Here is a 14,355-nt window from a genome sequence, read left to right as displayed (position 1 = left end):
CAATGCGGCAGGCCATGTTTCGTCCGGCCGCGGATAGTCTCATGATACCGCATGCTACAATGCACGGCCTTGGTTACCACGATGCTACGCCGCCCGGATCAGCCCTGCGCACCGCGACGGCCCAGCCTCACCGCCGGAACTCCATCCATGTCCGCACCACAGCTCAACCCACCGCAACGCGAAGCAATCCATCACCTTGACGGCCCACTGCTGGTGCTGGCGGGAGCCGGCTCCGGCAAAACCCGCGTCATTACCTTCAAGATCACCCATCTGATCCGCCACGGCAATATCCCGGCACGCCATATCGCAGCCATTACCTTTACCAACAAGGCTGCCCGCGAAATGCTGGAACGAGTGGGCAAGTTGCTCACGGCACAGGAAATCCGCGGCATTACCGTTTCCACCTTTCACTCGCTGGGCATGCAGATCCTGCGCCAGGAAGCCACACACCTGGGCTATAAGCCCCAGTTTTCCATCCTGGACGCGTTTGATGCCGGCAAGATCATCGCCGACATCCTGAAAAGCACGCACAAGGACGAAGTGCGCAAGGTGCAAAGCCAGATTTCGCTATGGAAAAACGACCTGAAAGGCCCGGACCAGATGCTGGTGGAGGCAGAAGGCGAATGGGAAAGCATCTGCGCCCGCACCTATCTGGCCTATCAGGACACGCTGACGGCGTATCAGGCGGTGGATTTTGACGACCTGATCCGCCTGCCGGTACAGCTGTTCAAAACCCACCCGGAAGTGCTGCTCAAGTGGCAGGGCAAGCTGCATTACCTGTTGATTGATGAATACCAGGACACCAACACCTGCCAGTACCAGTTGGTGAAGCTGCTGGCCGGCGTACGCGGACAATTCACTGCGGTGGGGGATGACGACCAGTCCATCTACGCCTGGCGCGGGGCCAATATGGAAAACCTGCGCCTGCTGCAACAGGACTACCCGCAGCTGCGCATCATCAAGCTGGAACAGAACTACCGCTCCACCGCGCGTATCCTGCGCGCGGCCAACTCGGTGATTTCCAATAATCCCAAGCTGTTCGAGAAACAGCTATGGAGTGAACTGGGCCTGGGCGAGCCCATCCATGTGGTGCAATGCAAGGACGAAGAGCACGAAGCCGAGCTGGTGGTACAGCGGCTGATGGCGCACAAGTTTGAATATCGTACCGAGTTCAAAGACTACGCCATCCTCTATCGCGGCAATTACCAGGCCCGTATTTTCGAACAGGCACTACGCAACCAGCGCATCCCCTACCAGATGGCTGGCGGACAAAGCTTCTTCGACAAGCCGGAAATCAAGGACGTGCTGGCCTACCTGCGGCTGCTGACCAATCCGGATGACGACCCGGCCTTCATCCGCGCCGTCACCACGCCCAAGCGCGGCGTGGGAGCCGGGACGCTGGAAAAACTGGGCGGCTGGGCCGGACAATGCGGCAAAAGCCTGTTTGCCAGCGCCGTCGAGCCCGGCTTCCGGGTGCAGGTGCAAACTGCCCAACTGGAACCGCTCAGCCAGTTCTGCGAGTTCATCAACCGCCTGCAATATCGCGTCATCCGCGAAGCTGCCGGCGAACTGGCGATGGAGCTGGTCAAGGCCATTGGCTACGAAGCCTGGCTGTATGACAGCGAGGACAGCCCGCGCATTGCCGAAACCAAGTGGAAGAATGTGCTGGAGCTGGTGGCATGGCTGGCCAAGAAGGGCGAGGCCGATGGCAAGAACCTGATCGAGCTATCGCAAACCATCGCCCTGATCACCATGCTGGAAGGGCGTGACGAAGGCGAAGTCGACGCAGTGAAAATGTCCACTCTGCACGCGTCCAAGGGCCTGGAATACCCCTATGTTTTCCTGGTGGGCACCGAGGAAGGCATTCTGCCGCACAGCGAATCGGTAGATAACGGTATGGTGGAAGAGGAAAGACGGCTGATGTATGTGGGCATCACCCGCGCCCAGCGCATGCTCACGCTGAGCTACTGCGTAAAACGCCGCCGCGCCGGAGAATGGCAGTTTGTCGAACCGTCACGCTTCATCGCAGAAATAGACGGCAGTGATCTGCGCCACTTCGGTCGACCGGGCGCAGAACCGGTGGTCAGCAAGAGCGAGGGCAAATCGCGGCTGGCCAGCCTGACGGCCATGCTGGCAGAAAAAACCACCAAGCCCTCCGAAGATTAAACCGCTCACGCGACACCGCGTGCGGCAATAAAAAAACGCGCTGCAAGCAGCGCGTTTTTCTGTGAAAACAGTCCAGACTTACTTGGAGCTGTTAACCATGTATTCGATGGCAGCACGGAATTCCGCATCGCTACCACCGAAACCACCCTTGGGCGGCATCGCGTTCAGGCCCTTGGTGGCAATCTTGACCACTTCATCCATACCAACCTTGGTACGGTCAGCCCAGGCAGCCTTGTCGCCAAACTTCGGTGCACCGGCAGCACCGCTACCGTGGCAGGCAACGCACACGCTTTCGTAGATTTTCTTGCCGACAACAGCCGGATCAGCCGCAGCACCAGCAGCGGCACCACCCACCGGAGGCTCGGTGAATTTGGCACCACCGGCATTACCCATATAGGCAACGGCACGTTTTACTTCGTCGTCGGTCAGATCAGCCGCACCGCCCTTGGCCGGCATGGCATTGAAGCCCTGCAGCGCATGTTGGGTCAGCATGTCCCAGCCCTTGGCAATACGTGCACTCCAGGCGCCGGCATCACCGAACTTGGGCGAACCAGCCAGGCCCTGACCGTGACAGGAAATACAGATGGCCTTGAACACCTGCTCGCCAGTACGCATTCCCGGAGGTGCATCGCTAACCTTGGCTTCACCCACCGGTTTCAGACGAGCAGCAATAGCCTCCTTGGTCATGACTTCGGCATCAACGTTGTAACCACCGGTCGCCAGCTTGGCCAGCAACCAGATCGCCACTACCAGACCAACAACGACGCCAACCAGGACCTTGATGATCTGACCGGGAGCCATTCCGTTCTCATTACTCATTCGAGCCTCGCCTGAAAAAAATGACAATTAAGATGGGATGGGATTATACGGTAAGCCGCGAAGCAAGGCAAAAACCATACACTGGACTCGGACATGCCCTTTGCGCTATGATCCGCCCTGCTTTACCGCAACAGCACAGCGCACCCGTAGCTCAGTTGGATAGAGTGTCAGTTTCCGAAGCTGAAGGTCAGTGGTTCGATCCCACTCGGGTGCGCCAATAATATCAAGGACTTACTGCAACTCCATGGTAAGTACTTTCTGAAAATATCCCGCTACCCCTCTCGCGGGACAACTTTTCAACATACTGCTCTTCTCCCCCCACACAGTCATATGCCTACCGACTTAAATTAAGTCGTCGTATTTTTTCAGTGAGCCTGACTGTCACAGCGCTCTTCCAGCTACATCACCAAGATAGAAAAGCGTGGCGCAACTGTAACAACGCAATGTGTCTTGCTACGCTTCCCCTGTTCATCGAAGGTAAATGGCTAAGATACTGAGCTCTGACCGAGGCACTTGGCTAGTTCGCTCGGCCTCTCGCTTTATGCCTCATGCAAGAACGTTTCCATACTGATAAGCAGCGACAGCGGTGTTTCATTCATCGGATAGTGGCCTGCATTGGCCTGCACCTCATGAATGGCATTTGGGTAGCGCTGCATGTTGGTTGACTGCATGAGTGCACCGCTGAACACCGGGTCGTGTGCACCGGTAATCAATTTGAAAGGAGTTGTCCTGCCAATGACTTCTTCGCTGAAATCGGTGTGCAACCACGCAGCAAGATAAGCCTTGAATGCTTGTGGTATGGAATGCTGCCAGGAGTATACCGCTTTCCATTCCAGCCACTTTCTGGGTAAGCGATGGCCAGTACTGCGGTCGATGATGGCTTGTCTCCCCTCCAGACTATCCACTGCAGCGTACAGCTGACTGATGGCCAAATCGTCCAGAGCTACTCCGCCGCAGGGAACAGGGGCAATCCCCACCATCGAAATCACCCGCTGCGGCTGCAGGCTGGCTATACGCTCGATTACCATTCCACCCATCGAGTGACCGATCAGGCTGAAGCGATCCAGTTGCAGCGTGTCGGCCAGTTCCAGAGCATCACGGGCAATTTCATCAATAGTGAAACTGCCCGTACTGCACTGCATATCACCATAACCCCGATAGTCCATGAACAGATAGCTGAATGCCTGCTGATTCAGCATGCCTTCCAGTGGTGCAAAAGAATGGCGATCACCAAACCAGCCGTGCAGAACAATGACGTGGTGTGGACCGCTCCCCACGCGATGATACGAATTTGGCATTGCTTTCCCCTGTGTGCAGTGCATGGTGTGAAGCACACAGGGTAGGCATTAAGCGGTTGACCTGCTTTCATTGCCAGGTCAATTGACATAGAGTTTGGGGCATGAGAGATACCGAGCTTGAGCGCTTAGGCCAGATACCTAGAGATGTGGTGGTGATAGAGCGCCAGTTCCCCGCTGGCAGCCGCTACCCGACACACTGTCACGAGCGGGGGCAACTGGCTTATGCCAAGCGAGGTTGTATCAGTGTGATGACCCTTTTCGGGCATTGGCTTGTCCCGACAGGGCGGGCCGTCTGGGTTCCAGCCGGCATCAAACATGAAATGCAGATGCTGGGCCCGGTTACCATGCTGAATACCTTCGTGAGTACGGACGCAGCAGAAGAAATTGGATTGGCGGAGCACTGCCAGGTTTGTGCTGTCAGTCCACTGCTGTACCAGCTATTGCTGCAAGCGGTGGATCTGCCCCTTGCGTACCCGACAGTGGGCCGCAGCCATCATCTGATGAACTTGCTACTGGCCGAAATCCCAATGGCCACCGTCTTGCCCTTGCATGCACCGCTGCCAATGAATGAAGACCTTGCCGACCTGTGCAGGACATTGCTTGCCGCCCCGACGCTGCAGATGGATACCGATAACATGGCCAAACGCATGGCCATGAGCCGTAGCACCTTTACCCGCTTTTTCAGGAAAGAAACCGGCATCAGTTTTATGCAATGGCGGCAACAGGCATGCTTGCTTGCCGCCATTGCCCGGCTTGAAGCAGGGCAAAGCGTCACAACGGTGGCTCTGGACCTGGGCTACGGTAGCCCCTCGGCGTTCACTGCCCTGTTTCGTAAAACACTGGGGATGAGCCCACAGGCTTACGTCAGAATACAGGCCAACTGATAGTGCAAAAACAAACGGGCCGGGACTCTCCACCGCGCGGACAGGTGGTGGCAACCAACCATTAGGTCATGCACTAACCAGGTCTGCCGCAGTTCGGCCGAAACAGATGATGGCTAAGCTGGGTCACGGCGACTGTTCCTGCGGGTGGGGATGCCATCTAAAAAAGCGGAGCGATTCAACTATCCATGTCAGCCTGCTGCACAGCGCGTGAATCGCCAGACGGGTTGTGACACCTTCAGACTGGGGGGAACGATGATACTCATATCCATGCCCTAGTTACGCAATTATGCTAGTTGATAGGCCGCATCACTCAGAGTAGACAGCAGCGAAAAAACAACCGACAGCAAGCTTGATCTACCCGCAAGCCGTGGATGAAGCACTGCCGGATGCCGATGCATTACCCTGCATCCAGCCCAGAAACAGTTGCGTCCACAAACGGTTTTTTTCTGGCGTGTTCATGCTCATAATCGACCAGAATACTCATCAGTCTGGTTGCCATTGCCGGGCTCAATGCAGTAAAACGTTGGCTGCTGTAGGCTTGGTTAATGGCATGAAACAAGGAGCGGCTATCTCCGGACAGCATGCGCAGGTCGCCAAGGGTAAACAGACGGATATCATGACGAGACCCCATCAGTAACCAGAACCCAGCAAGAATGGCACCGTCGCGGTTGCCGTTCATGCTCACGATTCGTGCCAGAATTTCCTTTTCAGTCATGATGACACCATTCTTTCTGTCAACAATCCCGCTTTGCAGGCATTCCGATGCAGGCAAGGCGTCGGCAACGGGAGCAAGGCAGGTACTCGGGATGACCCTTGCTTCGCCAAAACAGCAAAGAAAAATCATGACAAATGACGCTGTATGTCCATACCAAGCCCATGACACATCATCCCTCAGGCTGTATCTGTCGTCGGTGCAGCAGCATACATAGCGGCTGGCGGAATTCCTGGCCGGACAGTTATGAGGTAGAGGCGAGTGAGGGCAGGTGTTCCCATGCCCGCTCGTGCTCCCAGCGTTGCATCCAAGCAATGATGGATGCTGCCGGCATAGGACGGGCAATGGCGTAGCCCTGGCAGTAATGGCAGCCCAGCTGCAACAGCATGGCACCATGTGCCAGGCTTTCTACGCCTTCGGCGATGACTTCGCGGTTGAAGGCGCGGGCCAGTCGTATGATGCTGTCGACGATATTGCGATCTTCCGGGCTATTGAGCATGTTGCTGACAAAACTCTGGTCGATCTTGAGCATGTCGACGGGCAGATTGCGGAAGTAGGCTAGTGAGGAGTAGCCGGTTCCAAAATCATCCAGTGCAAAATTGATGCCATGCGCGCGACAGATCAACAGTGTCTGAATCGACTGAACGATGTTCTCCAGGGCCGCAGTCTCCAACAACTCCAGCCCGAGCTGTGCCGGTAACAGTTGTGGAAACTGCGCCAGCTGCTGCAGCAAGTTGTCGGCAAAATCCGGCTGCTGCAACTGGCTGGCGCTGATGTTGATGCTGACATCCAGCACCCAGCCTTGTTGCCGCCAGCTTTCCATTTGCTGCAATACCTGGTTGGCCACCCAGTTGCCCAGCCCCAGCTCGGTCATGCTGCCTTCCAGCACTTTCAGGAAACTTTCCGGCAGCAGCAAACCCAGCTCGGGATGCTGCCAACGCAACAAGGCCTCCAGTCCGATCACCTTGCCATCGCGCAGATCGACCTTGGGCTGATACACCAGCAGCAGTTCTCCTTGCTCCAGCGCATTGGTCAGCCGCGATAGCTGATCGTGGTATTCACGCATCAGCTTGTCCTGGGCCAGGTCGTAATAATGGTATCGGTTTTTACCGGACTGTTTGGCCAGATACATGGCTTGATCGGCATGGCGCAACAGGGTGTCAGTGTCAGCGCCATCATGCGGATAAACCGTGACGCCGATGCTGGCCGAAACCTGGACCAGACTGCCTGCGAGCAGCAGTGGTGTGGCCACGGTTTCCAGGACGCGATCCAGCACCAGCCGGTACTCCTCGTCATCGGCCAGATCGGTCAGCAGCAACACGAACTCATCGCCGCCAAGCCGGGCGATGATATCGTTGACGCGCAGGGCCAGCCGCAAACGGTCGGCTATATCCACTAACAATTGGTCTCCGGCCTCGTGTCCGAGATTGTCGTTGACCGCCTTGAAGCCATCCAGATCCAGATAACACACGGCCAGGCGCTTGCCGGTGCGTTGCGCCCGATGGATGGCCAGATTCAGCCACTCGGTCAGCAATCGTCGGTTAGGCAGGCTGGTGAGCAAATCGTAGTTGGCCATACGATTCAGTTCGTCTTCGTGCAACCGTATCTGACTGATATCGGAAAAAAAGCCGATATAGTGCCGTTCCACCCGCCCTGCACCTGCTGGCCCACGCAACAAGGCCAGAAACAGGCGTACTGGATAAGAGGTCCCATCGCGCCTCAGGCAATTCAACTCCCCGCACCAGCTGCCATAGCGGTACAGTGCACGCAGCACAACCCTGAGTTGCAGGCCGTCTTCTCCTTTGCACACCAGCATGGCCGGCGTCTGGCCAATGCTGTCCTGCGCAGAAAAACCGGTAATCGTTGTAAATGCGGGATTGATGTCGACAATGCGCATGGCGCCATCGGTAATGACAATGCCTTCGTGGCTGTGACTGAAAACGCAGGAAGCCAGCCGCAGTGCTTCATTGGAAAGCTTCAGTTCTTCATTTTGCATTTCCAGTTCAATCTGATGCACTTGCAGCTCATGGAGCATACGGTGTGGGTCAGGCATCCCTGGCAAATGCACCGGCATGGCTTTGAGCCTTTGCTCGGCACGCTGGCGCAAGCTAGCAGCATTTCGTCTTGCATGGGACTTGACCATCAGCCTTACTCCATATGCTGTTGCAGCCGCGCTTCCAGGCTGGCAATCTCCGTCGTGTCGATGAAAGTGATCACGATACCGTCAATAACGTTGTCCAGCCGTCTGTAAGGCATGATGCGTACGCGGTACCACCTTCCGTTGTGGCTATGTACGCGTTTTTCTTCAAAGACAAGGGTTTGCAACACCTTGGTCGCATCGTTAAGCAGCTGAGGATATTCCAGTTCGCTGCGGATGTCGGACAAAGGTCGGCCGATATCGCCGGGAATGAGCTTGAACAGGGTGGTGGCATGGCGGGTAAAACGCCGCAAGCGCATGTCACCATCCAGGAATACGGTGGCAATCTCCGTGCTGTTCAGCAGGTTGTTCATGTCATTGCGTTCCCAGGTCAGGTCATCCAGCTTGGCCTGCAGTTCGACGTTGATGGTTTGCAGCTCTTCGTTCAACGATTGCAGCTCTTCGCGCGAAGTCGTCAGTTCCTCGTTGGTAGCCTGCAGCTCTTCATTGCCGGAATTCATTTCTTCCAGGGCAATCTGCATGTCTTCCTGCATCGAGCGCAGCAGCTTGCGGGTTTGTTCCAGTTCATCCTCCAGCATCAGCTCACGCTCGCTGGCAGGAATGCGGCGCCGTGATCGGGCCTTGGGTGGTGGTGCCTCGGTAAACACCACCAGCAGTCGGCCCTGCAGCTCCGCAGGCTGCCGAATGTGCTGAACGGTTAGATGAAAGCGCTGTGGCGTTCCAAAGACATCGACCTGCAAATCATGCAGTTGCACCCTTTCCTCTCCGGACAGCACTTGCTGGATCGCCGAATGCAGTGCACTAGCCAAACCTTCGCGTGCCATGGCATGGATGTTCACATTGACCTTGCCGGCTGCCGGCTCCAGATATTTCCCCACCCGGCCGCTGATATAGAGAATATCCCCGTCGTTATTTATCAATACCCCTGCTGGCGCATAATTTTGCTGAATGAGTTGATCAGTCTGGTACTCAAGGCTTTTTCGGTAATCTGGCATTGTTTCTTCAATCTGCGGCAACAAGCGCGTCTCTGTTCGCAGTGCTATTTCCAGGGCGCGACTGCTGCTCGCTTCGTTTCCACGGGAAAAGATACGGTTTTTCTTGTCGAGCGGTACAAACAGGGTAGAAAACCGGCCGATGGTTTCCGCACTGCCCAGCACCAGAATTCCACCGCTACAGAGTGCGTAATGAAACAGGGGAAGCAGTTTTTCCTGTAATACGGAGTCCAGATAAATCATCAGATTGCGACATGACAGGATGTCCAGCCGGGTAAACGGCGGATCCGAAATGATGTTCTGTGTGGCAAATACCACCATGTCGCGGATATCCTTGCTCACCCGGAACTGATCTTCCTCGTACACAAAATACTGCTTCAGCCGCGCCTCCCCCACTTCTGGTGCAATGCTGCACGAGTAGACGCCACGCCGTGCATGCTGGATGGCGTCGCCATCCAGATCCGTGGCATAGATTTTCAGGCTGAATTGCCCGGCGGGCTGATGCAACAGCAGCGACTCACGAAACAGGATGGCCAGTGAATAGGCCTCCTCTCCACTGGAGCAGGCAGGCACCCAGGCGCGTAATGCCTTGCCTGCCGGATACTGTGCAAACAGCGCCGGCATGGCAATGTCACGCAAGTAGTCCCACATGGCGGTGTCGCGGAAAAACCGGGTGACGCCAATCAGCAATTCCTTGAGCAACCAGTCGCGCTCTTGCAGATTGCTGCGGAAATGTTCGGCATAGGCTTGCATGCTGTCCAGTCGCAGCAGCGCCATGCGCCGCTCGATGCGGCGATTCAGGGTATTGGGCTTGTAATGCGAAAAGTCATTGCCCGTATGTTGTTGCAGCAAGGCAATGATTTCCCGCATGGCCTCTTGCTGGGCAGGCTCGGCCAGCGCTGCTGACTGGCGCTCATCCTCCTGCTGTGTACATTGCTCAAGCACAAGTCTTGCCAGGCGTTCCGGGCTGGCAATGAAATCGATCACACCACGTTCTATTGCACTGCGCGGCATACTGTCCGCACGTGCGGTCAGCGGGTCCTGCGCATACGTACGCCCCCCACAGGCCTTCATTTCCTGCACACCCAGCATGCCATCCTCCCCCATGCCGGACAGGATGACACCGATGCTACGCTTTCCCAGCCCATGGGCCAGCGTGTGAAACAGGTGATCGACGGGTAAGCGCAGCCCCGCCGGAGGTGTGGAAAGATACAGGCAGCCACGATCAAAGCTTAAAGTCTTGTTGGGTGGAATCACATAAATACAATCGGGCAGAATCGGCGTACCGTGCCGGGCCTCATGCACAGCCAGCCGGGTATGGCTGGCCAGCAATTCCGGCAGGATACTGGCGAAGTCGGGTGCCAGATGCTGAACAATCACCAGCGACACGCCAAGGCCTGGTGTAATGCCCGCCACAAATGCCTCCAGCGCTTCCAGCCCACCGGCAGAGCAACCAATGCCAACAATGGCTGACGGCAAACCGGCATGGTCCGAGCGTGCTGATTCCGCATGTTTGTGCATATCAGGAGGAGTATTTTTCATCACGCTTTTCTGTGCAGTGCTCTGCACGCCAGACAGTCCCGGACAAGATGATGCCAGACTGTGACTTGTACCCTACATGCTATTGCGCTGACTACAAGAATTTACTGCACTGCAACATCAGAATGGTCCATCTGCCGGCCCAAGCAGTTTGACCACCACCGCCCTATCTGCCACCGCATCCAGGCCGGAAAGTCGGTTCAGGGGTGACAAACCAGCAGTGCATGATTGCGAGCAAACAATACATAACAGCTGCATGCCGTCTGTTGTAAACCTGGCCGATCCAGGATGCTGATCGCTCCACGGTGATAGCAAATCAGCCCCTGGCCTTGCAGCCAGCCTGCTGCGCGGGTAATGCCGACGCGTCGTACGCCAAGAATGCCGGCCATATCCTGCTGGGTGAAATGCATTTCATCAAGTTGCAGGCGGTCGTGAGCCATCAGCAACCAGCACGCCAGCCGTGGAATGATGTCATGAAAATGGGCACACGCTGCAGACAGGGCGAGTTGTTCATGGGTGGAATAAAAATAATGCCGACTCAGCCGTGTCAAGGATTGGCTATGCCGCAATGCATGCCAGAAACCAAGAGAATCAACTCGCAGGGCCTGTCCGGCTTCCAGTACCGTGGCCTGCAAGGGCGACCGGGCCAGCCCCAGCACCAAGCCAGCCCCCAGCATACCCTCATTGCCAAGCATGCCGGCCGAAACAATATGATTGCCGCTGCCTGACTGCAGCACCACCAGCCCGGACAGGGGGAAGTAAACCTGATGGCCACCTTGTCCGGGGCCGTCCAGGCGGGCAGCCAGCGGCAAAGCTGTTTGCTCGCATCGCGCCAGCAGTTGATGGCGATCGGCTGACGGCAAACGCTGCAGAATGCAATTGTGCGGCTGCTTCATATATCCACTCCCCACCCCGGCAGTCCGGTAGTCATCAGGCAGCCCGATATAGAGTGCCACTGCCACCCTGCTCCATTACAGCAAGCCTTGACTGTGTGTTAACGCGCTTAGCGACGTAACACGGCATACATGGCCTGTGGCGAGTAGCGACTATGTTTGCCAACGCACATACGGAAGTATGGCGGCTATCGGAAGATGCCGCTGGCGGAGACACTTTTCCGTCTGGCCAGCCGGCTTTAGCGGTTGCGGTTGATGCGTCCGGATAGAAGTACGACCCGGTTTGAACGGCCCGGCAGGAGGTCAGTCTTCCTTTCCGGCCCTTACACATGACTTGTCGCGGAGAGCAAACATGAATACTGCACATCAGGAGTTGTCAGCACAAAGCCAGCCGATTTTGCGACTGGGCATCAAGCTCATGGCACTGTCTCTGGATTGCGCTGAAAAAATCGTCCATTTCAACCTGGCATTGGGCCAGGCAGGGCTGGATACTTGCGCCTTGTCGGTAAAAGAACTGATGGCTGCCACCACACCGGGGGACGCAATCAGCAAGATCAACCACATAGCCAGTCATGCATCCAGCAAACTGATGCACTGCTCCAACGAGCTGTGCAACGACCTGTCAAAAAACCATGAAAACCTGCGCTCGCTGACAGAGCAGCACTTCGGCATTTTGCACACCGCATTGTCCGACCTGACTGTCACTGAGGAGAGCAAAAGGAAAGCAGCCGGCACCACGCCGTAATCGCTTCACAATACGCCGCCCGGTTCATCCTGTTCCGGGCTTCGCAAGGACCCGGGACCTGTTCACTTCGCCCGGAAAGGCGGCAACAGCCGCTGATACTCCTTTTTCACCACGGCATAGCACTCACAGGTGCGCGCTTCCAGTGCCGGACGGTCCAGTACCCGAATGTGCCCGCGGGCATAGCTGATGATGCCCTCACGCTGCAAATTCAATGCTGCATTGGTCACCCCTTCGCGCCGCACGCCCAGCATGTTGGCAATCAGCTCCTGCGTCATACACAGCTCGCTGCCTTGCAGCCGATCCAGGCTGAGCAACAGCCAGCGACATAGCTGCTGATCCAGCGAGTGATGCCTGTTGCATACCGCTGTCTGTGACATCTGGGTAATCAGCGCCTGGGTGTAACGCAGTAAGAGATGCATGAACGGTAGCGAACGCTCGAACTCCTGCTTGATCACGTGTGCCGGCAGGCGGTAACCGTAGCCACCACTTTGGACTACTCCCCGGCTTGGGGTGGACTCCCCTCCCATGAACAGGGCAATGCCGACAATGCCTTCATTGCCAACCACTGCAATCTCGGCAGAGTCGCCGTTCTCCATGACGTACAGCAACGATACGATGGCCGTCACGGGAAAATAGACGTGGCTGAGTTTGTGTCCTGACTCGTAAAGCGTCTTGCCCAGCGGCAATTCCACCTGTTCGAGAAAGGGCCTGATTTGCAACCAATCTGCCTCCGGCAAGGCTGAGAGCAGACCATTGGCTGGGCATACTTCTACCATGTATCTCCTCCCAATATTAAATCAATTGATTCAATCTCTATTAATATAAACCATAAATTTGCTGGTGTATGTACACTGAGAACAAATGCGGTGTACCTGTATGCATTGCGGTCTGGTCATCGTTGTGTGTCCCAACAGACAGACGCCGTGCCAGTGGTGACAGATCATGGCGATCCAGACTACAAGGAGTCGCATCATGCTAAAAACCGATACCACACTGCAGTCAGATGTCATGGCAGAGTTGGCATGGGATCCGCAGATCTATGCCAGCCATATCGGCGTGCAGGCCAAGGACGGCGTCATCACTCTCAGCGGGCAGGTGGCCGACTTTACGCAAAAGTGGGCAGCAGAACGGGCCGCCTTGCGGGTCGGTGGCGTGCAGGCCCTTGCTATCGAATTAACAGTGGCCCTGCCCTGGCAGGAACAGCGTGGTGATAGTGAGATTTCGGCCGCAGCAGCCAACGCCTTGCAAATGATACCCGTGCTCAAAGACCACAATATCAAAGTCATGGTCGAGCACGGCTGGATCACCTTGACAGGCGATGTCGAGTGGGACTTCCAGCGCAAGACGGCCATCAGTCTGCTACGCCATCTCTCTGGTGTTACCGGTATCAGCAACCAGATCACGCTGCGCAGCAAGCTGGTCAGCCACGCCATCAAGGAAGAAGTGGAAGCGGCACTCAAACGCCGGGCCATAAGCGACATCAACAGCATTACCGTCAACATTGATGGCCCGGACGTGATTCTCTCCGGCAGCGTCCATAGCTGGTCCGAGCGCGCCTTGGCCAACCATGCTGCTGCCGGCATGCCCGGCGTGCGCGATGTCATCGACAAGATTTCCGTCATCGCCTGAACAGGCTGGCCGCCAGTCCACCCTCGGAAATTAAATTGCACTATGCCGGTTAACGCACAGACGCGGCGGGGAGCAGCGCGCATCGTGTGATTGATGTCGAGTGAATCCACCCGACGCAATCAGCAAGACCAGAGGTAAACGCAATGACTGCAATCACTGAAAAGCATGACACCGCAAAACCGGAAGACAGCAACGGCAAGGCAAATGCCGGCATCACCAGCACCGGCCCGGTCTTCAGCCAGAAGGGCAACACCGTTGAATCCGGCAAGGATGCCGCCAGGGACTCAGCAGGCAAAGCGCCCGGAAACATGCAGGACAAGACCACGGACCAAGCCAAGTCCTGAATAGCCGCAGCGTACCAGCGGGCAAGCCTACCTTTACGGCAGGGCCTTCCCCCCGAAACACCCTGGACTGCCTTGCGGCAGCAGCCTGGCGTTGATGTGTTGCCTGTCAATTCGCTTCGAGTTGATGGGCATTTTGCATGATGAACGGGCATGGTGAGCACACCTGCCGTCAACCA

General features: G+C 56.4%; 12 protein-coding genes, 1 tRNA gene and 1 pseudogene. 7 read left to right on the top strand and 7 right to left on the bottom strand.

Going from position 1 to position 14,355, the window contains the following annotated elements; genetic code table 11:
- Positions 1 to 147: 147 nt before the first annotated feature.
- Complete coding sequence (locus tag GSR16_RS01765) at positions 148 to 2,166, top strand: UvrD-helicase domain-containing protein (RefSeq protein ID WP_159874873.1); 2,019 nt, start codon at positions 148 to 150, stop codon at positions 2,164 to 2,166.
- Positions 2,167 to 2,244: 78 nt separating this feature from the next.
- Here the strand turns inward: GSR16_RS01765 and GSR16_RS01760 are convergent, their stop codons facing one another.
- Positions 2,245 to 2,967 (bottom strand): c-type cytochrome, encoded by a 723-nt coding sequence (locus tag GSR16_RS01760; protein ID WP_240902577.1) that lies wholly within the window; start codon positions 2,965 to 2,967, stop codon positions 2,245 to 2,247.
- Between the two features lie 158 nt (positions 2,968 to 3,125).
- Between GSR16_RS01760 and GSR16_RS01755 the strand changes: the two genes are divergently transcribed.
- Positions 3,126 to 3,202: transfer RNA gene (locus GSR16_RS01755), tRNA-Arg, on the top strand.
- 322 nt (positions 3,203 to 3,524) lie between these two features.
- Here the strand turns inward: GSR16_RS01755 and GSR16_RS01750 are convergent.
- Positions 3,525 to 4,283, bottom strand: coding sequence for an alpha/beta fold hydrolase (locus GSR16_RS01750; protein WP_159874871.1), 759 nt, complete (start codon positions 4,281 to 4,283; stop codon positions 3,525 to 3,527).
- A gap of 101 nt (positions 4,284 to 4,384) precedes the next feature.
- Between GSR16_RS01750 and GSR16_RS21420 the strand changes: the two are divergent.
- Positions 4,385 to 4,609: pseudogene (locus GSR16_RS21420) on the top strand (AraC family ligand binding domain-containing protein); the annotation flags it as partial.
- The gene (locus GSR16_RS01745) at positions 4,610 to 5,167 is read left to right on the top strand and encodes a helix-turn-helix domain-containing protein (protein ID WP_205677477.1); all 558 of its coding nucleotides are present in this window, start codon (positions 4,610 to 4,612) and stop codon (positions 5,165 to 5,167) included.
- A gap of 397 nt (positions 5,168 to 5,564) precedes the next feature.
- Here GSR16_RS01745 and GSR16_RS01740 read toward each other — a convergent pair whose 3' ends face one another.
- From GSR16_RS01740 to GSR16_RS01725, 4 genes are all read right to left on the bottom strand, one after another.
- The gene (locus tag GSR16_RS01740) at positions 5,565 to 5,882 is read right to left on the bottom strand and encodes a hypothetical protein (RefSeq protein WP_159874869.1); all 318 of its coding nucleotides are present in this window, start codon (positions 5,880 to 5,882) and stop codon (positions 5,565 to 5,567) included.
- A 241-nt stretch (positions 5,883 to 6,123) separates the two neighbouring features.
- Positions 6,124 to 7,896: a putative bifunctional diguanylate cyclase/phosphodiesterase gene (locus GSR16_RS01735; protein WP_159874868.1), complete on the bottom strand. Its 1,773-nt coding sequence runs from the start codon at positions 7,894 to 7,896 to the stop codon at positions 6,124 to 6,126.
- A gap of 131 nt (positions 7,897 to 8,027) precedes the next feature.
- Positions 8,028 to 10,571: a chemotaxis protein CheB gene (locus GSR16_RS01730; RefSeq protein ID WP_205677476.1), complete on the bottom strand. Its 2,544-nt coding sequence runs from the start codon at positions 10,569 to 10,571 to the stop codon at positions 8,028 to 8,030.
- Between the two features lie 197 nt (positions 10,572 to 10,768).
- Positions 10,769 to 11,464: a Crp/Fnr family transcriptional regulator gene (locus GSR16_RS01725; RefSeq protein WP_159874867.1), complete on the bottom strand. Its 696-nt coding sequence runs from the start codon at positions 11,462 to 11,464 to the stop codon at positions 10,769 to 10,771.
- A 349-nt stretch (positions 11,465 to 11,813) separates the two neighbouring features.
- Here GSR16_RS01725 and GSR16_RS01720 point away from each other — a divergent pair, with 349 nt between their 5' ends.
- A complete protein-coding gene (locus GSR16_RS01720; protein WP_159874866.1) occupies positions 11,814 to 12,206 on the top strand; it encodes a hypothetical protein in 393 nt (130 codons plus the stop codon).
- Between the two features lie 62 nt (positions 12,207 to 12,268).
- Here the strand turns inward: GSR16_RS01720 and GSR16_RS01715 are convergent, their stop codons facing one another.
- Entirely contained in the window at positions 12,269 to 12,982 is a 714-nt protein-coding gene (locus GSR16_RS01715) for a Crp/Fnr family transcriptional regulator (protein WP_159874865.1), read from the bottom strand.
- Between the two features lie 196 nt (positions 12,983 to 13,178).
- Here GSR16_RS01715 and GSR16_RS01710 point away from each other — a divergent pair, with 196 nt between their 5' ends.
- Together GSR16_RS01710 and GSR16_RS01705 are read left to right on the top strand one after the other, a co-directional pair.
- Positions 13,179 to 13,835: a BON domain-containing protein gene (locus GSR16_RS01710; protein ID WP_159874864.1), complete on the top strand. Its 657-nt coding sequence runs from the start codon at positions 13,179 to 13,181 to the stop codon at positions 13,833 to 13,835.
- A 143-nt stretch (positions 13,836 to 13,978) separates the two neighbouring features.
- On the top strand, positions 13,979 to 14,179 hold the full coding sequence (locus tag GSR16_RS01705; protein WP_159874863.1) for a hypothetical protein: 201 nt from the start codon (positions 13,979 to 13,981) through the stop codon (positions 14,177 to 14,179).
- Positions 14,180 to 14,355 lie beyond the last annotated feature (176 nt).

Origin of the sequence: Aquitalea denitrificans (assembly GCF_009856625.1) — a bacterium.
GTDB classification, from domain to species: domain Bacteria; phylum Pseudomonadota; class Gammaproteobacteria; order Burkholderiales; family Chromobacteriaceae; genus Aquitalea; species Aquitalea denitrificans.
The sequence above is the reverse complement of the archived record's forward strand: the minus strand, read 5'-3'. Positions and strand labels throughout refer to the sequence as shown.